The 21,536-nt window shown below is 61.8% G+C and carries 19 protein-coding genes, 1 tRNA gene and 1 pseudogene; 8 read left to right on the top strand and 13 right to left on the bottom strand.

Translation table 11 applies throughout. From position 1 onward, the window contains the following. Nucleotides 1–195 precede the first annotated feature (195 nt). Nucleotides 196–792, bottom strand: a complete 597-nt coding sequence (locus JG739_RS22740; protein WP_202363475.1) for a putative glycolipid-binding domain-containing protein — start codon at nucleotides 790–792, stop codon at nucleotides 196–198. Further along, the gene (locus JG739_RS22745; RefSeq protein WP_202363476.1) at nucleotides 770–1,315 is read right to left on the bottom strand and encodes a DUF417 family protein; all 546 of its coding nucleotides are present in this window, start codon (nucleotides 1,313–1,315) and stop codon (nucleotides 770–772) included. Before JG739_RS22745 ends, JG739_RS22740 begins: the two co-directional genes overlap by 23 nt. Nucleotides 1,316–1,398: 83 nt before the next feature. On the opposite strand from JG739_RS22745, the gene JG739_RS22750 reads away from it, so the two are divergent. Further along, nucleotides 1,399–1,902 carry a MarR family winged helix-turn-helix transcriptional regulator gene (locus JG739_RS22750; protein WP_244749970.1) on the top strand — a complete coding sequence of 168 codons (504 nt, stop codon included), beginning with the start codon at nucleotides 1,399–1,401 and terminating at the stop codon, nucleotides 1,900–1,902. Nucleotides 1,903–2,019: 117 nt separating this feature from the next. On the opposite strand, the gene JG739_RS22755 is transcribed toward JG739_RS22750, so the two are convergent. The 4 genes from JG739_RS22755 to rpoZ all read right to left on the bottom strand — a co-directional run bounded on the left by JG739_RS22755 (nucleotide 2,020) and on the right by rpoZ (nucleotide 5,984). Continuing rightward, nucleotides 2,020–2,400, bottom strand: a complete 381-nt coding sequence (locus JG739_RS22755; protein ID WP_202363478.1) for a VOC family protein — start codon at nucleotides 2,398–2,400, stop codon at nucleotides 2,020–2,022. A 125-nt stretch (nucleotides 2,401–2,525) separates the two neighbouring features. Continuing rightward, nucleotides 2,526–3,104: an orotate phosphoribosyltransferase gene (gene pyrE, locus JG739_RS22760; RefSeq protein WP_202363479.1), complete on the bottom strand. Its 579-nt coding sequence runs from the start codon at nucleotides 3,102–3,104 to the stop codon at nucleotides 2,526–2,528. 138 nt (nucleotides 3,105–3,242) lie between these two features. Further along, nucleotides 3,243–5,471: a RelA/SpoT family protein gene (locus JG739_RS22765; protein ID WP_202363480.1), complete on the bottom strand. Its 2,229-nt coding sequence runs from the start codon at nucleotides 5,469–5,471 to the stop codon at nucleotides 3,243–3,245. 111 nt (nucleotides 5,472–5,582) lie between these two features. Next, nucleotides 5,583–5,984, bottom strand: a complete 402-nt coding sequence (gene rpoZ / locus JG739_RS22770; protein ID WP_023800772.1) for a DNA-directed RNA polymerase subunit omega — start codon at nucleotides 5,982–5,984, stop codon at nucleotides 5,583–5,585. 309 nt (nucleotides 5,985–6,293) lie between these two features. Here rpoZ and JG739_RS22775 point away from each other — a divergent pair, with 309 nt between their 5' ends. Beyond that, nucleotides 6,294–6,875 (top strand): LabA-like NYN domain-containing protein, encoded by a 582-nt coding sequence (locus JG739_RS22775; RefSeq protein ID WP_202363481.1) that lies wholly within the window; start codon nucleotides 6,294–6,296, stop codon nucleotides 6,873–6,875. Further along, on the top strand, nucleotides 6,872–7,549 hold the full coding sequence (locus JG739_RS22780) for a uracil-DNA glycosylase (protein WP_370463540.1): 678 nt from the start codon (nucleotides 6,872–6,874) through the stop codon (nucleotides 7,547–7,549). Before JG739_RS22775 ends, JG739_RS22780 begins: the two co-directional genes overlap by 4 nt. Here JG739_RS22780 and JG739_RS22785 read toward each other — a convergent pair. From JG739_RS22785 to dapA, 3 genes are all read right to left on the bottom strand, one after another. Continuing rightward, nucleotides 7,518–8,261, bottom strand: a complete 744-nt coding sequence (locus JG739_RS22785) for a glycoside hydrolase family 25 protein (protein WP_202363483.1) — start codon at nucleotides 8,259–8,261, stop codon at nucleotides 7,518–7,520. The genes JG739_RS22780 and JG739_RS22785 overlap by 32 nt on opposite strands. A 106-nt stretch (nucleotides 8,262–8,367) precedes the next feature. Further along, the gene (gene smpB, locus JG739_RS22790) at nucleotides 8,368–8,847 is read right to left on the bottom strand and encodes an SsrA-binding protein SmpB (RefSeq protein ID WP_202363484.1); all 480 of its coding nucleotides are present in this window, start codon (nucleotides 8,845–8,847) and stop codon (nucleotides 8,368–8,370) included. A 25-nt stretch (nucleotides 8,848–8,872) separates the two neighbouring features. Then, a complete protein-coding gene (gene dapA / locus JG739_RS22795) occupies nucleotides 8,873–9,754 on the bottom strand; it encodes a 4-hydroxy-tetrahydrodipicolinate synthase (RefSeq protein WP_202363485.1) in 882 nt (293 codons plus the stop codon). A 333-nt stretch (nucleotides 9,755–10,087) separates the two neighbouring features. On the opposite strand from dapA, the gene JG739_RS22800 reads away from it, so the two are divergent. After that, nucleotides 10,088–12,142 carry a lytic transglycosylase domain-containing protein gene (locus tag JG739_RS22800; RefSeq protein ID WP_202367586.1) on the top strand — a complete coding sequence of 685 codons (2,055 nt, stop codon included), beginning with the start codon at nucleotides 10,088–10,090 and terminating at the stop codon, nucleotides 12,140–12,142. Nucleotides 12,143–12,348: 206 nt separating this feature from the next. Then, complete coding sequence (locus JG739_RS22805; RefSeq protein ID WP_202363486.1) at nucleotides 12,349–13,263, top strand: alpha/beta fold hydrolase; 915 nt, start codon at nucleotides 12,349–12,351, stop codon at nucleotides 13,261–13,263. Nucleotides 13,264–13,558: 295 nt separating this feature from the next. Here the strand turns inward: JG739_RS22805 and JG739_RS22810 are convergent. Together JG739_RS22810 and JG739_RS22815 are read right to left on the bottom strand one after the other, a co-directional pair. Continuing rightward, a tRNA-Ser gene (locus JG739_RS22810) sits at nucleotides 13,559–13,649 on the bottom strand. Continuing rightward, complete coding sequence (locus tag JG739_RS22815) at nucleotides 13,611–13,850, bottom strand: hypothetical protein (RefSeq protein WP_202363487.1); 240 nt, start codon at nucleotides 13,848–13,850, stop codon at nucleotides 13,611–13,613. The genes JG739_RS22810 and JG739_RS22815 overlap by 39 nt, the downstream gene beginning before the upstream one ends. Before the next feature lie 265 nt (nucleotides 13,851–14,115). Between JG739_RS22815 and JG739_RS22820 the strand changes: the two genes are divergently transcribed. Next, complete coding sequence (locus JG739_RS22820; protein WP_202363488.1) at nucleotides 14,116–15,258, top strand: porin; 1,143 nt, start codon at nucleotides 14,116–14,118, stop codon at nucleotides 15,256–15,258. 206 nt (nucleotides 15,259–15,464) lie between these two features. Here JG739_RS22820 and JG739_RS22825 read toward each other — a convergent pair whose 3' ends face one another. Continuing rightward, complete coding sequence (locus JG739_RS22825; protein ID WP_202362951.1) at nucleotides 15,465–16,628, bottom strand: IS4 family transposase; 1,164 nt, start codon at nucleotides 16,626–16,628, stop codon at nucleotides 15,465–15,467. A gap of 303 nt (nucleotides 16,629–16,931) precedes the next feature. On the opposite strand from JG739_RS22825, the pseudogene JG739_RS22830 reads away from it, so the two are divergent. Further along, a pseudogene (locus JG739_RS22830) lies at nucleotides 16,932–18,025 on the top strand (ISAs1 family transposase). Between the two features lie 255 nt (nucleotides 18,026–18,280). Here the strand turns inward: JG739_RS22830 and JG739_RS22835 are convergent. Next, nucleotides 18,281–19,933 carry a tetratricopeptide repeat-containing sulfotransferase family protein gene (locus JG739_RS22835; protein WP_202363489.1) on the bottom strand — a complete coding sequence of 551 codons (1,653 nt, stop codon included), beginning with the start codon at nucleotides 19,931–19,933 and terminating at the stop codon, nucleotides 18,281–18,283. A 134-nt stretch (nucleotides 19,934–20,067) separates the two neighbouring features. Here JG739_RS22835 and JG739_RS22840 point away from each other — a divergent pair, with 134 nt between their 5' ends. Beyond that, on the top strand, nucleotides 20,068–21,180 hold the full coding sequence (locus JG739_RS22840; RefSeq protein ID WP_202363490.1) for a pyridoxal phosphate-dependent aminotransferase: 1,113 nt from the start codon (nucleotides 20,068–20,070) through the stop codon (nucleotides 21,178–21,180). The last annotated feature ends 356 nt before the right edge of the window (nucleotides 21,181–21,536 follow it).

The raw sequence follows: 21,536 nt of genomic DNA on the forward strand, positions 1-21,536 counted from the left end.
GCGGGCTTCACAACTTGCGCTGCAAGCACGCCGGATGGCAATCAAGGCTTCGATATAGCGACACCCGGGCCCCAAGACAACGAAACGCTGCCGCGATGGTCTGCCACAGGAGGTGGCCAAATGGGGTTCGCCTTGCCCCGAAGTAGCAAGTTGCATGGATGTCAGCTTGCGAGCAGCCAAGCTTCAGCCGCAATCCTATAGTGCACGGCCGGGGTTGCCGGTCTCGAAAACCCAGCCGTCGGGGTAATCTTGAGCAAAGCCAGCCTCGGAAATGAGCAGCGTAGCACGGTATGGCACTGTGGGAGCCTCGTAGATATACTCGGTCTCACTCACACGATGGTAGCTTTGCGGCAGAACAACCAAACTCGACGTGCCGGCAACCAGCCAGGCCGCCGGAAAATCCGCCTTGTCGCCGATCTTCAGGTTCATTCTGCGAATTTGTTGCAGGTTCGTCGCCGGCGTAAAGCTGTAGTCCAGATCCACCATCGACTGAACCGCCGGCTGCCACTGCCCATTGACAGTCCAGCCGATCTCGTCACGGAGGATTGTGAGATCAACTGACTGGGAACCGATGAACCCGCGAACGCTGCCGGATTTGGTCGTCCAATCTTCGGCCAGTTGCACGGTGTAGTCCAAACGTGCCGGGCCCGCATCCGATAGGTATACAGCGGCTCCATCCAAGAGCCAGCCGAGGTCTGTCTGCTTTAGCTGCACGACATCGTGCCCTGGTTCGTCCGTCCTGCGCCAGATAGCGATTAGAGACATGCTCTCACCTCTCGATTCGTTGTTCATCACCACGATCAATTTTTCGGTCGGGGTCGGATACGAGTTGCTGAAGGCTGCTTCCCAAAATGACCAGGCTCACGCCGAGCAAGGCGACATCCTTGATCAGAAAGGCACCTAACCCGTTGAGGAAAGGAAACCCTCCGGATCCGGTTTCCCAGATCGGCAGGGTCAGCATTGTCGAGGAGGTCAGCGCAAAGATGACTGAACCGACGGCGCCCCCTATGACGCCGGCCCAGACGCTACGGACAGATGCCACCAGCAGAAACGCTGTGGCCAGTTCGACGACGCCCAGGAAGTAGGAGGCCCCCGCAGATCCGAATGCGGGATAGAGCCATGCCAGCCAAGGCGTTTTCTCGATGAATGGCCTAAGCGCCTCGATCTCGATTGCGGTGAATTTCAAAATGCCGATCAACAGCAGAGGGAGCACCACCCCCAGAAGGGTTACCGCGCGACCGACGGCAGCAAGTTGGTAGCCAGCTTGATTGATGCGCGCCACGAAGGGAGCGTTGGCGGTTGCAGAGATGAACATGGCCTTCTCCTTTCGATTTGTATGCTCCAAGCATATAATAATTCGACCTTGATGTATATGCTCCGAGCATATATTTTTTGCCGATGACCGATTCCAGGATTGAAAATGTGATTGGCGCTCTAGCGCTCGCCTTTGCCGACACGTTGCACCGGGACGCTCAGGCCAAGGCACCGGAGCCCGGCCCAGCGGCTTCCGCGATCACCCTTATCGGCCACGTGCCGGGCCTGTCGATCGAAAGGCTGCGCCGCGCATTGTCACTGTCTCATTCGGGTGCCGTCAGACTGGTCGATCGACTGGTCGCGAATGGATTGGCAGCTCGGTTCTCGGCGCCTGACGACCATCGCGCGGTAGCGATCAAGCTCACTCCTTTGGGCGAGACGACCTGCAGTGCCATTCTTTCCGCTCGCCAGAAAGGGCTCGCGTCAGCGCTTGCTGTTCTAAATCAGGAGGAGTTGCAGGAATTCGGTAAGCTAGCCGCCAAGCTGTTGCGTGGGCTCGTCAGCACCGAGGACCATGCATACCGTATTTGCCGACTCTGCAACTATACCGTGTGCCTCGACTGCCCTGTGGAAGCGGAACTGGCCTGAGCTGTGGCTTTGGCAAATTAAAGCGCGTCGCACCTCGGTGATGGCTGCGGCCGGCGTGAACACGGTTGCCCGCAAGCCAACCTTGCCGACGCACTTCGTTCTCGCCGAAAATACCGGTTACCTGTTGTACCAGCTGATCTCGACGAGATTGCCGTCCGGATCGCGGAAATAGACCGACATCATCGGGCCGCGGGCGCCGATACGCTCGACCGGACCGACTTCTATCGCCACGTCGTTGGCCGCCAGGCTGGCGCATATCTCGGAGAGCGGGCGCGCGGCGACCAGGCAAAAATCCGCGGAGCCTGGCGTCGGCGCCTTGGCCTTCGGCTCGAAAGTGTGGCCTGCCTCATGCACATTGATCTTTTGCGATCCAAACAGCAGCGCCGTCGGCCGGTCCGGCTCGTCGAGGCGCCTGAAGCCGAGCACGCGCTGATAGAAGGCGCAGGTGTCCTCGACGGAGCCAACCGTCAGCACGAAATGATCGATACCGGCAATCAAGGTAGCGCCTCAGCTAATGTCTGTTTTAGCAAGTCGTGTCCCAAAACCGCTGCACACCCTCGGTTCAAGTCCCGATGCAAGCCCAAGGGGGCATGCTTTTGGGCGACATGCCTTTATATCATGCCTTATATGTTGCGGCTGCCCGGCTTGACTGGCGGTATGGCGGCAAGCTCGGGCGGCAGCCTGTCGGCCGGGTAGGCCGGAACCTCATATTCGGCGAGCGCGATCAGCGGCACGCCGACATCGGTCTTGCCGGCCGAGCGGTCGATGATGCAGGCAGCGGCAACCACCTCGGCTCCAAGCGCGCGCAGGCAGTCAATGGTTTCGCGAATCGACAGGCCGGTGGTCACGATGTCCTCGACGATGACGACGCGCGAACCCCTGGCGATCTCGAAGCGGCGGAGCCGGAACTCGCCACCTTCCCGCTCGACCCAGATCGCCGGTGCGCCAAGATGGCGCGAGGTCTCGTAGGCCGGGATCAGCCCGCCGATCGCCGGGCCAACGACGTAATCGATCTGGCCGGACACAGCAGCGCGGATTTTCTGGGCCAGCGCCTTGCACAGGCGCTCGGTCTTGTCGGCATGCATGAAGACCCGCGCCTTCTGCAGGAAGACCGGGCTGCGCAAGCCCGATGTCAGGATGAAATGCCCCTCGAGAACGGCACCGGCCTCACGGAAAACGCCCAGCACTTCGTCGGTGTCCATTGTTGGCTCCATGTCGATGGTGAATGGTGGCGAATAGAGAGTAGCGAGTAGCGAGAGCACCTTATTTCACTATTCACTATTCACTATTCACTATTCACTATTCACTATTCGCTATTCACTATTCGCTATTCACCATTTTCACCCATTCACGCGCCGCGCATCGCTGACGCTCGAATTCTCCTTGAGCTGCGACAGCAGCCGGTTCAGGTGCTTCAGATCCCAGACTTCGAGATCGATCAGCATTTCGGTGAAATCAGGCGCGGTGCGCACCATCGACAATGTATGGATGTTGGCGTCGTTGGATGCAACGACCTGCGCGATGTCGGCCAGCGAGCCCGGCGCGTTGATGGCGGTGACCGAAACCCGCGCCGGAAACCGCTCCTTGGTGCGCTCGTCTATGTCCCAGCGCACGTCGATCCAGCGTTCAGGCTGGTCGTCGAAGGCCTGCAGCGCCGGCGATTGGATCGGATAGATGGTGATGCCGGTCCCCGGCTGCACGATGCCGACGATGCGGTCGCCGGGCACAGCACCTTCCGGCGCGAAGCGCACCGGCAGGTCGCCGCGCACGCCGCGGATCGGTACGGCGCCGTCCCTTGGCTGGTCCTTGTCCTTGCGTGCGGCGCGGCCCGGAATCTGGAACAGCATGCCGGCGGCGTTGCGGATCTTCGACCAGCCCTCCTCGCGCTGCTTGGGCGCCGCCAGCGTGATGCGCTCGTCCTTGTAGTCGGGAAACACCGCCTTGATGACATCGGTGGAGGCAAGCTCGCCGCGGCCGACAGAGGCCAGCACATCCTCGATGTCCTTGCGTGCCAGCCGATGCAGCACCGATTTCAAGCTTTCCTTGGTAAAAACCTTGCCTGACCGCTCGAAAGCGCGTTCCAGTATGCGGATGCCGAGACCCGAATACTGCTTGCGGATGGCATTCTTGGTGGCGCGGCGGATCGCCGAGCGCGCCTTGCCGGTGACGACGACCGATTCCCATGCCGCCGGCGGCACCTGCGCCTTGGAGCGGATGATCTCGACCTCGTCGCCATTCTTCAGCTCGGTCATCAGCGGCATGATGCGGCCATTGACCTTGGCCCCGACGCAGGTGTCACCGACATCGGTGTGCACCGCATAGGCGAAGTCGATCGGCGTGGCGCCGCGCGGCAGCGCGATCAGCATTCCCTTGGGCGTGAAGCAGAACACCTGGTCCTGGAACAGCTCCAGCTTGGTGTTTTCGAGGAAGTCCTCGGGATTGTCGCCTTCGGCCAGCTGCTCGATGGTGCGCCGCAGCCAGGCATAGGCGTTGGTCTCCTTCGAGATCGCGTGGGCGGTGCCGTTCACCTTGCCGCCGCTGTCCTTGTAGATCGAATGCGCGGCAACGCCATATTCCGCGATCTTGTTCATCTGATAGGTGCGGATCTGCAGCTCGACGCGCTGCCGCGACGGCCCGACGATGGTGGTGTGGATCGAACGGTAGTCGTTCTGCTTCGGGGTCGAGATGTAATCCTTGAAGCGGCCGGGCACCATCGACCAGGTCGTGTGGATGGCGCCGAGCGCCCGGTAGCAGTCCTCGACGGTATCGACGACGACGCGAAAGCCGAAAATGTCGGATAGCTGCTCGAAGGACAGCGCCTTGGCCTCCATCTTGCGAAACACCGACCACGGCTTCTTCTGACGGCTCTTGACCTCGGCCTTGATCGCATATTTGTCGAACAGCGTCGACAGCGCCTTCTCGATCTCGGACAGCACATCCCTGTTGCGCTCGAAGATTTCGGCGAGCCGCGCGGTGACGGCGCGGTAGGCTTCGGGATTGATGAAGCGGAAGGCGATCTCCTCGAGCTCCTCGCGCATGCCCTGCATGCCCATGCGCCCGGCCAGCGGCGCATAGATATCCATCGTTTCTTCGGCGATGCGCAGGCGCTTGGCTTCGGGCACATGGTCGAGCGTGCGCATGTTGTGCAAGCGGTCGGCAAGCTTGACCAGAAGCACGCGAACGTCTTCCGATATCGCCAGCAAGAGCTTGCGCAGGTTTTCCGCCTGCTCGGCCTTCTTGGAGACGAGGTCGAGTTTCTTCAGCTTGGTCAGGCCTTCGACCAGCTTGCCCATTTCCGGACCGAACAGCTCGTCGATCTCGGCCCTGGTCGCCGTGGTGTCCTCGATCGTGTCGTGCAGCAAGGCAACCGCGATGGTCGCCTCATCCATGTGCATTTCGGTGAGGATGGCGGCGACTTCGAGCGGGTGCGAGAAATAAGGATCGCCGGAGGCGCGCTTCTGGTGACCATGCTTCTGCATGGCGTAAACATAGGCCTTGTTGAGCAGCGCCTCGTTGACGTCAGGCTTGTAGCGCTGGACGCGCTCGACAAGCTCATACTGACGCATCATGGGCGGGATCTCGCAGTGCTGAAATGAATCATGCGCCGCACTGGCGTACGGCGCATGTCATAGATAACCACGAAACCGCCGGCGCGAAAGTGTCGGCGGCCGGTGGGAAGATTAATAATCGTCGCTTTTTTCCGGCGGCACCAGACCTTCGATGCCGGCCAGGAGGTCTTCCTCGGTCATGCGGTCGAAGGTGATGTTGTCCTCGGTGTCGTCAGCGTCGGTTGCCGCAGCGGCGGTACCCGTCTGGTCGGCGATCGCCTCGCCGTCGGCTTCCGGCTCATCAACCTCGACATGCTTCTGCAGCGAGTGGATCAAGTCTTCCTTGAGGTCGTCGGGCGACAATGTCTCCTCGGCGATCTCGCGCAGCGCGATGACCGGATTCTTGTCGTTGTCACGAGGAACGGTGATCTGCGCGCCCTGGCTGATCTGACGGGCGCGGTGGCCGGCCAGAAGCACGAGCTCGAAGCGGTTGTTGACCTTGTCGATGCAATCTTCAACGGTTACGCGGGCCATGAGCTGCCCCTTTCATGCCTGGATTTGATGGAAAACAGGCGCGGTCCATAACCCGAACGCCGCCAAAATACAAGCTTTTTGGCAATACCAGGTCGGGGGCCAGGCCCGGGGCCGGGTCAAGCCCAGTCTGGGCGCTCGCCGCCTGCGACATACGGCACCGATCACAATTGCTTGCTGTGCAGCATCATACCCTTGGATTGCCGTAAAAGCGGCGTTATCTCAAATGACGAAAGGTCAGCCGGTTATTTCAAGCCGACCGATAGTCACGCGCATTTGGACGACCGCTTATTTTCGAAAAGGAATATTTCCATGTTCGACCCTCGTGAGAAAATCGCTCTTTTCATCGACGGTGCCAATCTTTACGCCACCTCGCGCGCGCTCGGCTTCGACATCGACTACCGCAGGCTTTTGTCGAGCTTCCAGAAGCGCGGCTACCTGCTGCGTGCCTACTACTACACCGCGCTGGTCGAGGATCAGGAATATTCCTCGATCCGGCCGCTGATCGATTGGCTCGACTATAACGGCTTCAAGGTGGTGACCAAGCCGGCCAAGGAGTTCACCGACTCGACCGGCCGCCGCAAGATCAAGGGCAATATGGATATAGAGCTGACCGTCGATGCGCTGGAACTCGCCGATGTCGTCGACCACTATGTCATCTTTTCCGGCGACGGCGATTTCCGCACGCTGGTCGAGGCGCTGCAGCGGCGCGGGCGCAAGGTCTCGATCGTCTCGACCATGGCTTCGCAGCCGCCGATGATTTCCGACGATCTGCGCCGCCAGGCCGATCATTTCATCGACCTGATGACCTTGAAGAGCGATGTCGGCCGCGATCCGTCCGAGCGGCCGGTGCGCCGGCCCGAACCGGCCGAAGTCGACGAGGACGAGTATTGACGGCGGCGGTCTTGACCGCTCCCCTGGTCGCGTCCTCCGAACCCGATCGCGACTGCCCGCTCTGCCCGCGGCTGCATGCATTTAGAGCGCTATGGCGGCAGCGCGAGCCGTCCTGGTTCAATGCGCCGGTGCCGACCTTCCTGCCGCCCGAGGGCGAGGATGCGGTGCGGCTGCTGATCGTCGGACTGGCGCCGGGCCTGCGCGGGGCAAACCGCACCGGGCGCCCCTTCACCGGCGATTTTGCCGGCGACCTGCTCTACAACACGCTGATCGCACACGGCTTTGCGCGCGGCCAATTCAAGGCGCGGCCCGATGACGGGCTGGAACTTGTCGGCACGGCGATTACCAATGCAGTTCGCTGCGTGCCGCCGGACAACAAGCCGGCCGGCGCCGAGATTGCCACCTGCCGGAGGTTCCTGGTGCCGACGATCGCGCGGTTTGAAAACCTGCGCGCCGTGCTGGCGCTGGGCTCGATCGCGCACCAATCGACCGTGCGGGCGCTCGGCCAGCGTGTCGCCGCTTATCCGTTCAAGCATGGCGGGCAGCAGCGAACCAATGGCGTGACGCTGTTTTCCAGCTATCATTGCTCGCGCTACAACACCAACACCGGCGTGCTGACGGAAGCAATGTTCGTCAACGTCTTCAGGGAGATAGCGGCGTTTCTGGAGAGATAGATTCGGGCGGTGGCGCAAACAGCTCGGCCAATTTCTGCGGCCCGCCCCGAAGCACATTCAGATCGACATCGCCGGTGATGCCGTCGACCCGACCGCTGTCGTGGTACTGCCAATAGATCCAGTCGTCATGACCCGGCTGCAGCGCCAGTGAACGAACCCAGCGCGGGCGGCAGGCGATCTGGCCGGCATAGGCTCGTGCCGCGTCGTCGGTCACATAGAGGATCGCCGTCTTGCCGAAAGCTGCCTCGACAGGGCCGAGGAAAGCCGAGAGTTCAACGCCCAATTCTTCGGGCGATGGCCGCCGCGGGCAATTGCCGACGAATTCGATATCCACCACCGGCGGCAGCAGCCGTTGATCGCGCGGCACGACGGAGATGAAATTCTTCGCCTGATCGGCGCCAGGCCGGCAGAAGGTGAAGAAATGATAGGCGCCGACCGCCAGACCAGCCGCACGCGCCCCACGCAGATTGGCGGCGAAGGCATCGTCGACATGGTCGCCGCCCTCGGTTGCCTTGATGATGGCGAAGGCGACATCGTCGGCGGCAACACGCCGCCAGTCGATCTGTGGTTGGTGATGGGAAACGTCGATGCCCCTGACCGGATATTTGCCGCGGTCCGGAGAAAACGGTTGGAAGTAGAAATAACCGGCGGCCGCGACAAGGCACACCAGGATCAGGCTGGCCGCACCCCAAAGGACAATCCGGTTCTTCAAAAGCGGCCTATCCCTGTTGAACCGCCCTGCCCTCCGCAATGGCTGCAGGCGTTCGTCGCTCGAAAAGCCAAATCCTTGGCTTTTCGTCCGCTTTGCGGACCACTCCTCACCCACGCTCCTTCAGCAGCCGGCCCTTTTCGCGCGACCAGTCGCGCTGCTTTTCGGTTTCGCGCTTGTCGTGCAGTTTCTTGCCGCGGCCGACGGCGAGCAAAAGCTTCGCCCGGCCCTGTTCGTTGAAATAGATCTTTAGCGGCACCAGCGTCATGCCTTCGCGATCGACGCTCTGCGCCAGCTTGGCCATCTCGCGCTTGTTGAGCAGGAGCTTGCGGCGCCGGCGCGGCTCATGGTTGAAGCGGTTGGCCTGCAGATATTCCGGCAGATAGGAGTTGATCAGCCAGATCTCGCCGCCCTCGACTGAGGCATAGCTGTCCTGGATGTTGGCCTGGCCCTGGCGCAGTGACTTCACCTCGGTGCCGGTCAGCACCAGGCCGGCCTCGATCGTGTCGAGCACCTCGTAGGAAAACCGCGCCTTGCGGTTTTCCGCAACGGTCTTGTTGTTGGGATCGGCTTTTCTGACCTGGTTCATGATGCGGAGAGGTGGGGGCTTATTGCTAGTTAATCAAGCCGGCGTGCTTCATCGCCGCATCGATCTTTTCGGCGGTCGACGGCTCGACGGTGAGCAGCGGCGAACGCAGCACGTTCTCGATCTTGCCGAGCTTCGACAGCGCATATTTCGCGCCGGACACGCCGGGCTCCAGGAAAATCGCCTTGTGCAGCGGCAGCAGGCGGTCCTGCAACTCCAGCGCCTTGGCGTTGTCGCCGGAAAGCGTCGCCTCCTGGAATTCGGCGCACAGCCGCGGTGCGACATTCGCCGTCACCGAGATGCAGCCGACGCCGCCATGGGCGTTGAAACCGAGCGCCGAGGCGTCCTCGCCGGAAAGCTGGATGAAATCCTTGCCGCAGGTGGCGCGCTGCTCGGAAACCCGCTCGACCTTGCCGGTGGCGTCCTTGACGCCGATGATGTTCTTGAAGTCGTGCACCAGCTGGCCCATCGTCTCGGGCATCATGTCGATCACCGAGCGCGGCGGAATGTTGTAGATGATGATCGGCAGGCTGGTCGCCTTGGCGATCGCGGCGAAATGCGCGTAGAGGCCGCGCTGCGTCGGCCTGTTGTAGTAAGGCGTGACGACAAGTGCCGCGTCGGCGCCTGCCTTCTCGGCATATTGCACCAGGCCGACCGCCTCTTCGGTGTTGTTGGAGCCGGCGCCGGCGACGACCGGAACCCGGCCCTTGGCCACCTCGATGCAGACCTTGACGACCTGGCGGTGCTCGTCATGCGACAGCGTCGGCGACTCGCCGGTGGTGCCGACCGGAACCACGCCGGTCGTGCCTTCAGCGATCTGCCAGGCGATGAAGGCGCGAAACGCTTTCTCGTCGAAACGGCCGCTCTTTTCGAACGGTGTCACGAGCGCGGTAAGCGAGCCTCTCAGCATGTCGTCCAACTCCTTGGGACTGGCGCATGACCCGAAAATCGGTGTCGATTTACGGAAAGGTCATGCGCCAAATTGAAAGTGCTACAGCGTCCCTTGCGCGTCCGAGAAGACGCGCGGCGCTGCAGGTGTTTTGTCGTGCGCGCCTTCTAGCCGAAAGCGAAGCGGCGCACCATAGTCTCGACACCGTTGCGCGGCAAGCATGGCAGTAGTGCCAGCAGGCGCAATTTGAACGTCCTCGACAGCCCTTTGTTTACGGGCTCTTCATCACAGCCAACTAGGCTTCAGCTGATCTGTGCCTGTTGGTTATGTGCAAGGCAGGAAACGATGAAGACCATGCCGACCAGGCAGCCTCATTTTTTCGCGCTGCTTGGCGCAATCGTCCTGCTGACGCCGATCCTTGTGGCCGCCGGCAAAATCGATGTGCGGGTCACTTCGGCCATTCCAAGGCCATATCTGCAGGATGCGGGCCTGCCGGATACGGGCCAGCAAGATACGGGATCTCCGTCCGCCAGTATCGCCAGGCTAAAGAGCGGCCTCGATGCGCTGGCGGCAAACGACATTGCCGGTGCGCGCCAGGTGCGCGACGCCCTGCCGGTCAATTCGCTCGACCGGCACATCCTTGCCTGGGCGATCGCGCTCTATGGCGGTGACAGGGTGCCAAGCGGCGACATCGCCGATGCTGCGAAAATGTTGCCAAACTGGCCGGGCATGATCGCCTTGCGCAAGAACAGCGAGCGCGCGCTCTACCGCGAGAACCCCGCGCCTGAGATCGTGGTGCAGGCTTTCGGCGGCAGCCAGCCGCAAACATCAGAGGGCGTGGTGATCCTCGCCCGCTCCTATGTCGCGCAGGGCAATTTCGAGGCGTCGCGCTCGGTGCTGTCACCTTTCTGGCGCACCGAGAAACTGCAAGCCAGGGACGATGCGGCGATCATCCGGGAATTCGGCACGCTGATCCCCGCAGCCGACCACCGTTTCCGCATGGAGCGCATGTTTTATGCCGACCGGGTCAATTCGGCGCTGCGCGTCGCCGGCCTTGCCGGCGCCCAGCATCTGGCCGACGCCTGGGCCGCGGCAGACAGGGGCGACAAGAACGCGGCCAGACTGCTGAAGGCGGTGCCAGCCGCGCAGCGTTCGGCCGGCTATCTCTTCGCCCAAGCCCAATATCTGCGCAAGCAGAAGCAGTTTTCCGACGCCGCCGCAATGATGATGAAGGCGCCGAGCGACCGCGACGCGCTGATCGACCCGGACGCCTGGTGGGCCGAGCGCCGGGTGCTGTCGCGCGAACTGGTCGACCAGGGCGAGATGAAGACCGCCTACAGGATAGTCGCCGCGCACGCCGCCGAAACTGCTGCCAACGCGGCCGATGCGGAGTTTCATGCCGGCTGGTACGCGCTGCGCGGCCTCAACGATCCCACCACCGCTGCCAAGCATTTTGAGCGGATCGCCGGTCTCGCCCAAGGGCCGATATCGCTGTCGCGCGCCTACTACTGGCTCGGCCGTGCGGCCGAAGCCGGCGGTCCCGGCAGCGCCAGGGATTATTTTAGCCGTGCCGCTGGTTACGGCACGACGTTCTACGGCCAGCTCGCCGGCGAGCGCGTTGGCCGGCAGGTCCTCAAGATCGCCCATCCGCAGCCGAGCGCCACCGATCACCGGAATTTCGCCAGCCGCGAGGCGGTCAGCGCCATCAAGCGACTGCAGCAGGCGGGCTATCAGCGCTACGCCGACACGCTTTACCGCGACCTCGCCGGACAGTTGAGCAGTCCCGGAGAGCTGGCGCTGCTGGCCGCGATGGCGGAAAAGCAGGGCAATCACTTCCTGGCGCTGAAAGTCGGCAAGATCGCCGGCGCGCGCGGCATCGATGTCGGGGCGCTGTCGCATCCGCTCGGCGTCATTCCCGAGACCGCCAACATTGCCGGCTCCGGCAAGGCGCTGGCCTATGCGATCGCCCGCCAGGAAAGCGAATTCAACATCGGCGCCGTCTCCAACGCCGGCGCACGCGGGCTGCTGCAGCTGATGCCGGGGACCGCCCGGCAATTGGCTGAGAAGGCCGGGATGACCTTCTCGCAGGCGCGGCTGACCACCGACGCCGGCTACAACGCGACCCTGGGCGCCGCCTTCCTCGGCGAGCAGCTCGGCCGCTTCGACGGCTCCTATGTGCTGACCTTCGCCGGCTACAATGCCGGCCCCAGCCGCGCCGCCCAGTGGGTGGCCAGATATGGCGACCCGCGCGGCAAGGACATCGACGCCGTCGTCGACTGGATCGAGCGGATTCCCTATACGGAAACAAGAAGTTACGTCCAGCGCGTGATGGAGAATTACGAAGTCTACAAGATGCGCATTTCCGGCAAGTACGACATTGTCGGGGATTTGGTGAACGGGCGGAGTTGATCTTCCTTCTCCCCTTGTGGGAGAAGGTGGCCGCGAAGCGGCCGGATGAGGGGTGTTCCAGCTGGCACCGACGGCACTCCGTCCAGCACCCCTCAACCGTCTCGGCGCTGCGCGCCGATCCACCTTCTCCCACAGGGGGAGAAGGGGGAGCCCGCCCTCGCCTGTAGCAGTCTCGAAGATCCGGCAAAGCGAGGAATCGAATCCAAATGTCGAGCGGTTTTTCCGACTTCTTCTACACCTCGCCGGACGGGCTTGAACTCCACGCCCGCATCTACGGCGAAGCGAATTCCGGCCACTGGCCGGTCGTCTGCCTGCCTGGCCTGACCCGCAATTGCCGCGATTTTCATGGACTGGCGCTGCACCTGTCGCGGCGAGCGCAAACGCCGCGAAACATCGTCGCCTTCGACTATCGCGGCCGCGGGCAATCCGCCTACGACCCCGATATCGGCCACTACAATGTCGGCGTCGAAGCCGGTGACGTCCTCGCCGGGTTGGCGGCGCTGGGCATCGAGGAAGCGGCGTTCATCGGCACGTCACGCGGCGGGCTGATTATCCATGTGCTCGGCGCAATGCGGCCGGCCGTCCTGCGGGCTATCGTGCTCAACGATATCGGCCCGGTGCTCGAGGCCGGCGGTCTCGCCCATATCCGCTCCTATCTCGAGCGCGCGCCGAAGCCGAAAACCCGCGCTGAGGCGCTCAGTGCCGTGCGCGGCGCGCATGGCAGCGACTTTCCTGCTCTGACCGAGGCGGATTGGGAGCGGATGGTAGCGGCGCTCTACCGAGAGACGGATGAAGGATTATTGCCGGATTTCGACCCGAAGCTGGTCGACACGCTGGCGGGTCTCGACCCGACCCAGAAGCTGACAGACATGTGGCCGCAGTTCGAGGCGCTGGCGGTAATACCCTTGTTCGCCATCCGCGGCGCCAATTCGAAGCTGCTGTCCGCCGAGACCTTCGAACAAATGCGAAACCGTCATCCCTGTGTCGAGACGATCACGGTCGAAGGCCAAGGCCATGCGCCTTTGCTCGAGACCGGCGGCCTGCCCGGCGCCATCGCCGCTTTTCTGGACAGGGCCGAGCAACGGATCTGTTCACCAAGTAAAACCCAAGGTCGAAAGTAAATCATCCCGGGAGTTTTACGCAGGCCAATCGCTATGACCAAATGTCGACGTCAGCGCCGCCCCTCATTGCCCTGCCGGGCATTTCTCCCCGTATAGTGACGGGGAGAAAGAAGCTGGCCGCGGCCGCGGCGCCTTTATCTGTAACGCTGGTGATTGGCGAAACCGTCGACGACACCGCCCTCTCCCCGTCCCTATACTGTCCCTATACGGGGAGAGGATGCCGGCAGGCAGGTGAGGGGCAGCGCCAATGCAGAAAGGAATTCGCCGGACTTGTCCTGCGAAGCGCGAAGCAGGGTGGCGGAGAGGATGGGATTCGAACCCACGAGAAGCTTTTGACCTCTACTCCCTTAGCAGGGGAGCGCCTTCGACCACTCGGCCACCTCTCCGTAGCGCCGGTGGATAAAGAAAAGCGCCGGCACAATCAACAAGCCTGACCCATTATCGTTGAAAAAACCGGCTCTCGCCGAAACGGCGCTTTTCGCCATGCGGCGATTCTGCGGCAATGCCCTTGGCTGACGACTCACAAACATCGCCACAATTGCGGCAGGCAATTGCCGGAATCGGCCGGATTGCAAGGGCTCGCCCAAGGGTCTCCGACCGCTCAATGGTTAACGGGAGCTTTCCGAGTGAGGCCAAATCGTGTCATTTGTGCAACAAGGCAGGGTGATAGCGCCTGCACAGACCTGTCGCCGATGCGATGGTTGTTGAACGCCGCCGCCTCATGGGTAATGTCGGGTTCGAAGGAGCGGCGCGGTGCGCATCTTTTTCGGTAGTGGGGATGGGGCAGGGAACGCTGTCCTTCAGCAAAGAATACCCAGACCCGTTTTTTAACTTTTGACTGGAGGTCAGAAAATGAACATCAAGAGCCTTCTTCTCGGCTCCGCTGCGGCTCTGGTCGCAGTATCCGGTGCGCGCGCCGCCGACGCCGTCGTCGTCGCCGAGCCGGAACCCGCTGAATACGTCCGCATCTGCGACGTCTACGGCGCTGGCTACTTCTACATCCCCGGCACCGAAATCTGCCTGCGCATCGGCGGCTACGTCCGCTATGACATCGGCGTCGGCGACATCGGCGCTTTTACTGGTGCGCAGAACGGCGACGCCGAGGACGGCGACTTGAATGACACCTACTGGAAGCGCGCTCGCCTCTCGCTGAGGACCTGGACCGGCCAGGAAACCGAACTCGGCACCTTGAAGACCTACACCGAGACCCGCTTCAACTTCCTCAACACCCAAGGCTCCGCCTTCTACAACTCTGCCGACGACGACGACGCTGTCTCGCTGAACTTCGCCTGGCTCCAGCTCGGTGGGCTGCGCGTCGGTAAGGACGAATCGGCCTTCCTCACGTTTCACGACTACGCTGGCGCCGTCATCAACGATACGCTGGTCCCCTATGGTTCTTTCGACACCAACGTCGTTCAGTACTATTTCGACGCCGGCAACGGCTTCTCGGCCGTGATCTCGCTCGAACAAGGCGCAGGCGACATTGGCACGATCGACAGCTACGTTCCGCATGTCGTCGGCGGCGTGAAGTGGACGCAGGGCTGGGGTGCGATCACGGGCGTCATTGCCTATGACAGCAACTATGAAGAAGTGGCCGGCAAGGTCAAACTCGACGTGAAGCCGATGGAGAACCTGTCGCTGTTCATCATGGCCGGCTACGGCACGGACGACAACCTGAATGACGACGGCTACGCAAAGGACGCCAACGGCCGCGGCTTCTACAAGAATTGGGGCGGCAACTGGGCAGTCTGGGGTGGTGGCACCTACACCATCAACGAGAAGACCTCGTTCAACCTGCAGGCTTCGTATGACGAGTGGGAGAACCTCGGTATCGCGGCGAACATCGCCTACGATATCGTCCCCGGCCTGACGATCACGGCCGAAGTCGACTACCTGCACGCAGGTGACTTTGACGATCCCGACTTCTCCAACTGGACTGGTGCGGACGATGAGGACAGCATCGGCGGCATCCTCCGCTTCCAGCGCTCATTCTAACAGGCTTTGCCTGACTGAACTCGAACCCGGCGGGCAACCGCCGGGTTTTTTCGTGTCTGCGTGGCTGTCAAGTTGCGTAGTGCGTGGCGCGGCCGATACTCAGCCGACGAATGCAGCTGCGCAGAACGAAACCAGCAGCGATCCTTCGCGCCCCCCTCTGTCCTGCCGGACATCTCCCCCACGAGGGCAGGGCTGTCCGGGGAAAGTTATTCATAAATGAAGGCCATCTGATTGGGAGAGGCTCGGTCCCTTGGTCGGCTTGGATTGACCGGTGGCGGCTTATCGATGGTGTGCAGTTTCCGCCGCCCGAACAAGTATTGAGCGACCAGTTCTGTGAACCTCAAGATAGGAATAGTGACGCGGCGGGTGCGCGCGACAATGCGCAGCAGCGCAAAGGCGATCATTGCGGCAAAGAGTTGCAGGCGGATTGCATTGCCGTTGTTGCCGAGGAACTTGCGGATCTTGAGGTGCTGCTTGATCCATCGGAACAGAAGCTCGATGTGCCAGCGGCCTTTGTAAAGCCGTCCAATCTCGACGGCAGAGCGCTCCAGATCGTTGGTCAAAAGCGTGATGGTGTCGCCCGTTTCGCGCTGAACGCGCAGGCGACGCAGCCGCATCGGCAGCTTGCAAGCAGCCTTGCTGACCAAGCTTACCTCACTGTCTTCCACAACCAGGAAGCCGTCGCCCTGCGGCTCGGCTATAGGGCGATCACGCAGCAGCGCCAGCCTCATGTTGGATTTGGGCCGCGTCACGAAGATCGATCCGGCTTCGGCGATCGCCGTCCACCAGCCATAATGGCAGTAGCCCTTGTCGAACACGTAGGTCGCTCCAGCTTCGATCGTGATCTGGCGACCGACCTGGGCGTCGTTGACGTTGGCGTCGGTGATGTCGAGGATGCGCGGACAGTCGGTCTTCGGGTCATAGACGACATGCACCTTCATGCCGCGGATGCGCCCGTTCGACTTGGCCCAATCGCACAGTTTGCCGAGCGGAATGGGGGTCGAGTCGATCAGCCGCAGCATCGCTTCGCCCTCGCGCCGCATTTGCCTGTCGAGCAGGTTCGCCACCAGACCGAACGCCTCGGCAAAGATGGCGACCGGACGCCGTCTGTTGGCATCCGACAAGGTCGAACGCATCAACGGACCGCTGCCCAGGTGATAATGATGCTGGCTGTTGGCGTTCCAGCCGGCTTCCAGGCCACGCAAGCTGCTGCTGCCGCAGAACTGGGCATAGATCAGCGCCACCAGATGATCCCAGCTTCTGAACGATTTGTCGTACGCATCCCCGTCGTGGCGATCCACAATTGCTTGGAATTGACGCCGATCGATGGGTTCAAGAAGCTGCCCGAAGATGCTAGGTGCAAAGCGCATGCCCCGTTCCTTTTCTGAGTCTCGACAACCAGAGAAAAGACGGACAAACCCCGTTTTACGGGGCATGCACATGTGGCATTTCGATTCACTCAAAACTTTCCCCGGACAGCCCTGCCACGAGGGGGGAGATCGGCCGTCATCGTCGCTTTCGCCAATCACAAAGGTCGCAAGAAGAGTGCCGTCGCCGGAACTGCCAATCTCCCCCCTCGTGGGCAGGGGAATCGCATTTGAGTAGTTGGGAAATGACTTGCCAATTGCCGGATTGTGGATTCTTGGGAGGACTCCGTAATTGGGGAGCTCTCGATGGAAACGATCCAGGCTGTGTTCGGTCATCTCGATCCGCGCGACCAGAACGCTCGACACGATTTTTGCGAGATACTGTTCATTGCCTTCGCTGCGATGCTGTGCGGCGCCAAGAGTTGCTCCGACATCTGGCGCTTTGGGCAGGAAAAGGAAGCAATGCTGCGAAATGTGCTCACCCTGGCGCATGGCATCCCCTCGCACGACACCTTCTCGACGCTGTTTCGCAATCTTGTCCCTACGGCGTTCGCCGAGGCCTTCGCCGGTTTCATGCGCCATGTCGCCAGCGCTTCTGGCGGCGCGGGGCAGATCGCCCTCGACGGCAAGTCGATGCGTGGCGCCTTCGAGAAGGGCCGCCAGTTCGCGCCGCGCATGATGGTGTCGGCCTGGGGCGCGCGCAGTTGCGCATGACGTTGGCGGCCGTGCCGGCGCAGGGCGGCAACGAGGCCAGGGCGGCCATCGAACTGTTGCGCCTGATCGACCTGCGCGGCGCCGTGGTTACGGCCGATGCGCTGCATTGCTCGGCCCGCATGGCCGAGGAGATCACGCGGCGCGGCGGCGACTATGTGCTGGCCTTGAAGGGCAATCAGGGGCTGCTTCTGGCCGATGCCGAGCGCCTGATCGCCGGCCGCCCAACGCCCAAGGCGGCGCTGGCCGTTACCGAGGAGGAGAGCCACGGGCGCCAGGAGCGGCGGGCGGCGCGTGTCGTGCGTGCGCCGGGGCTTGGCCGCAAGCACGGCTTTACCGGCCTCGCAGCCATCGGCGAGGTCAAGCGCACGCGTGTGATCAATGGCAAACGGCAGGAAGAGTGCTGTCTCTATGTGCTCTCGCGACCGATGTCCGCCAACGACCTGCTCGCCGTCGTGCGCCGTCACTGGGATGTCGAGAATGGCCTGCACTGGCAACTCGACGTGGTCTTCCGCGAGGACGACTGCCGGACCAGAAAGGATCACGGCCCCGAAAACCTCGCTCTGCTGCGGCGCTTCTGCCTCAATACTTTCCGAGCCGACAGCAAAAAGGACACCATGCGTGGCAAAATGATGCGTGCAGGCTGGAACGATGCTTATCTCTTCCAACTCATGACTCAAATGCGATAGCCCTGCCCTCGTGGGGGAGATGTCCGGTAGGCCAGAGGGGGGCCTGTCCCTCCAGCGTCTCGAAAGATCCTGCACCGCAGCAGCGCTGCAAGGAACAGAATAGGGAGTTCGCTCCCGTCCTTTGGGGGAAGACGGATAGCTAGGTGGCATTTAGCTTAGCCTAATCGTTGGGGATTGGCGGCAGAAGGTCGGTTGGCAGCAAGCCTATGCGCTTGCGACCTCGCGGTCCACGCAATGTGGTCCGCCGGCCTCAAGTCAAATCTCTGCAAGATCGCCCAGCGACTGTATCAGCGGCTGAATTTCGCTTTCGTAATGCTTCCAGCGCTTGACGGACGATTTGTAAATCGGTTGACGAACCTGCCAGCGGCTGACCGTGTTGACCGAACCATCCTTGTCGAAAAAGCGCAGGCAGGCATCGTCCCAGGGCAAGCCAAGATGTTCGATGAGACGGCGCGATTGCGTCTCCTGATCCGCAACCAGCGTCTCGTAGCGGTTTTCGAAGATGCGTCCCGGAAAAACCTTGTCCCAGTGCCGCATCAGGCGATCATACTCTCGGTAGTACAGCCCCAGTGTCTGCAGGTCGGCGTTGTAGCTGTGTTGCTTGGTGAAATTCAAAACAAAGCAGGAGAGACAATTGTCGATGGCATCGCGGCGGCAATGAATGATGCGCGCGTTGGGAAAGAGAATTCCAATGAGACCCATAAGCTCGAAATTATGAGGCAGCTTGTCGACAATGCGCAGCGCGGCAGGCGGGTGTTGACGCAGGTAGGACAAATATTCTTCGGCCAGCGTTCTCGATTGGTCTCTCGTCATTGACATGATCGAACCGCGGAAGGCTTCGTCCGGCTGCGTCCTGAAACCCATCGAGTTCGCGATTCGCCGCAGCTTCGTAAGCTCCCCGGCGCCATGAACATCCGGATGGCTCGCGCAGATTTGCTCAGTCAGCGTCGTCCCCGAACGCGGCATGCCGAGCACAAACACCGGTATTTCGGACGGATTTCCGTGGCTGGCCTTGGCTGCCAGCATCTCCGGACTGAATAACTCGATCATGGAATCGACCCAGCGGCGGTAAGATTCCAGGTCGAAATCGTAGCCTGCGACGCGTTTGGCTTTCTGGAAGTGATCCATTGCCTCGTCATAACGCTGAAGGTCGTCCAACACTTTGCCTGCGGCGTGATGGAGCTGCTGTGCGAGATCTGGGGCAAGGTTCGGGTTGGCGAGTTCGCTCAGGATGGAAGCGAGTTCGGAGGGCTCCTCGGTGAATTTGCGCGTGTGCATCAAATCGTTGTAGGCGGCCGGCATATTGAGGCGACGCTCGATCGCCTCTTTCAGATAGGCCCTGGCGTCGTCCATGCGACCGAGGCTGGTGAGCGCGTTTGCCAGACCCGTTCGGACCATAGGATGAATGCTATTGATCTTGAGCGCTTTCTCGTAGAGCGGCAAAGCCATGGCGGCCTTGTCGGAGCTGACGTAAGCGCGCCCCAATCCGCAAAGCGCTTCCACCAGATCTGGCTTCAATTCGCAGGCGCGCTGCAGGTGTTTGATCGCAAGCAAGCTGTCGCCGACCTTCAGATAGGCCTCGCCCAGACTGAGGTGGAAATACGGATTTTGAGGCGCCTGACCTATAGCTCGCGCAAAATACTGGATCGCCAATTCATCATCGAAACCAAGCCCGAGCGTGCCGAGGATGTATAGCGATAGGGGGTGATTGGGCGTGCGTGCCAGGACGCGGTGACACAGTTCCTCGGCTTCAGACAGCCGCTTGGCCTGCTGAAGGTCGAGCGCTTGTCTCAGCAGTATATCGTCGGCCTGCGCACGCGACGGTGGCTTCACTTTCGGTTGTTTCACTTTCGGCGCAGGTTGGGCCTTTATGTGCTTGGACCAGGCGGGCGGCATTCGAGTGTTCATGCTGTCTCGCTAGCAAAAAGAGCCGGCAGAATCCAGCGTGACAGTTCCAGCTGCTAGGAACTTGCGCCGGCCAACCCGGCAGGCTAGCAAGAAGGTCCTTTTCGAGCGAGCCCCCTTTTCGAGCGAGCCTTGCCATGCGCCAGCGCCCTCCCCTCACGCCAATCATCAGTGCACTTCCCTCGACGGTGCCGTTTGTCGGGCCGGAGGCGCAGGAGCGGGACCGCGGCCGCGCCTTTCGCGCCCGCATCGGCGCCAATGAGAGCAGTTTTGGCCCCTCGCCGCGCGTCATCGCCCGCATGGCCGGCATCGCCGGCGACATGTGGATGTATTGTGATCCCGACAATCACGATCTGAAGCTGGCTGTTGCCGCGCATCTTGGCATTGGTGCTGAAAACGTGGTGGTCGGCGAAGGCATAGACGGGTTGCTCAGCCTGGTGGCGCGCATGTATGTGGCGCCGGGCGACGCGGTGGTCACTTCGCTCGGCGCCTATCCGACCTTCAATTTCCATATTGCCGGCGTCGGCGGCCGGCTGGTCGCGGTCCCCTACGAGAACGACCGGGAAAGCCTCGACGGCCTGTTGGCTGCGATCGCCAAGGACAAAGCGCCGCTGGTCTACCTGTCCAATCCGGACAATCCGATGGGCAGCTGGTGGGAGGCGCCGGAGCTCATCCGCTTCATCGAAGCCCTGCCGGAGACCACCATGCTGGTGCTCGACGAGGCCTATAGCGAATTGGGCCCTGCCTCGGCGCTGCCGCCGATCGACGTGTCGCGGCCGAACGTCATCCGCATGCGCACCTTCTCAAAAGCCTACGGGCTGGCCGGCATCCGTTGCGGCTATGCGGTAGCCGACGCCCAGGTGATCCGCGATTTCGAGAAGATCCGCAACCATTACGGCGTCAGCCGCATGGCGCAGATCGCCGGCGTCGAGGCGCTGGCCGATCAGGACTATCTCAAAAGCGTGGTGGCGCGGGTCGCTTCCGGCCGCCGGCGTATCGCTGAAATAGCCGAGGCGAACGGGCTGAAGCCGCTACCGTCTGCAACCAACTTCGTCACCATGGACTGCGGCGGCGACGGCGCCTTCGCGCTGAAGCTGCTGCAGGCGCTTTTGTCGCGCGACGTGTTCATCCGCAAGCCGATGGTGCCGGTGCTCGACCGCTGCATCAGGGTCAGCGTCGGACTCGACCACGAGCTCGACATTTTCGCCGAGGAATTGCCGGGCGCGCTGGCGGCGGCCCGGGGGAGCTGAATAGCGCTCTTCCTTCTTCCCTCGTGGGAGAAGGTGGCCCCGCGAAGCGAGGTCGGATGAGACACATCGCCCGGAACCGGGCGCCATCGCAGATGAAAGGTGCGCGGGCCGCTTTCTCTGGTATATCGGCTCTAAAATCGAGTTCTTGGCCCAAGCCGCTATCTCTTTGAAATGAAACAGGGTTTGAAATTACTTTCATGGCAGGGGTGTTCCAGCTCGGCACCGACGGCGCTCGGTCCAACACCCCTCATCCGGCTCGGCGCTACGCGCCGAAGTTGTGTGCGTCAAGTTCTGCAAAAATGGCGTGGCATTCAGCGGTGACGTTGGCGTGTCCGCCGCGCAGCCCCCGTGTTTAG

This window comes from Mesorhizobium sp. L-2-11 (assembly GCF_016756595.1).
Classification (GTDB): Bacteria; Pseudomonadota; Alphaproteobacteria; order Rhizobiales; family Rhizobiaceae; genus Mesorhizobium.

Coding starts and splice junctions, on each gene's coding strand:
- JG739_RS22740 (WP_202363475.1), bottom strand. CDS start 792: ATGAACAACGAATCGAGAGGTGAGAGCATGTCTCTAATCGCTATCTGG.
- JG739_RS22745 (WP_202363476.1), bottom strand. CDS start 1,315: ATGTTCATCTCTGCAACCGCCAACGCTCCCTTCGTGGCGCGCATCAAT.
- JG739_RS22750 (WP_244749970.1), top strand. CDS start 1,399: ATGACCGATTCCAGGATTGAAAATGTGATTGGCGCTCTAGCGCTCGCC.
- pyrE (WP_202363479.1), bottom strand. CDS start 3,104: ATGGACACCGACGAAGTGCTGGGCGTTTTCCGTGAGGCCGGTGCCGTT.
- JG739_RS22765 (WP_202363480.1), bottom strand. CDS start 5,471: ATGATGCGTCAGTATGAGCTTGTCGAGCGCGTCCAGCGCTACAAGCCT.
- rpoZ (WP_023800772.1), bottom strand. CDS start 5,984: ATGGCCCGCGTAACCGTTGAAGATTGCATCGACAAGGTCAACAACCGC.
- JG739_RS22775 (WP_202363481.1), top strand. CDS start 6,294: ATGTTCGACCCTCGTGAGAAAATCGCTCTTTTCATCGACGGTGCCAAT.
- smpB (WP_202363484.1), bottom strand. CDS start 8,847: ATGAACCAGGTCAGAAAAGCCGATCCCAACAACAAGACCGTTGCGGAA.
- dapA (WP_202363485.1), bottom strand. CDS start 9,754: ATGCTGAGAGGCTCGCTTACCGCGCTCGTGACACCGTTCGAAAAGAGC.
- JG739_RS22800 (WP_202367586.1), top strand. CDS start 10,088: ATGCCGACCAGGCAGCCTCATTTTTTCGCGCTGCTTGGCGCAATCGTC.
- JG739_RS22805 (WP_202363486.1), top strand. CDS start 12,349: ATGTCGAGCGGTTTTTCCGACTTCTTCTACACCTCGCCGGACGGGCTT.
- JG739_RS22820 (WP_202363488.1), top strand. CDS start 14,116: ATGAACATCAAGAGCCTTCTTCTCGGCTCCGCTGCGGCTCTGGTCGCA.
- JG739_RS22825 (WP_202362951.1), bottom strand. CDS start 16,628: ATGCGCTTTGCACCTAGCATCTTCGGGCAGCTTCTTGAACCCATCGAT.
- JG739_RS22835 (WP_202363489.1), bottom strand. CDS start 19,933: ATGAACACTCGAATGCCGCCCGCCTGGTCCAAGCACATAAAGGCCCAA.
- JG739_RS22840 (WP_202363490.1), top strand. CDS start 20,068: ATGCGCCAGCGCCCTCCCCTCACGCCAATCATCAGTGCACTTCCCTCG.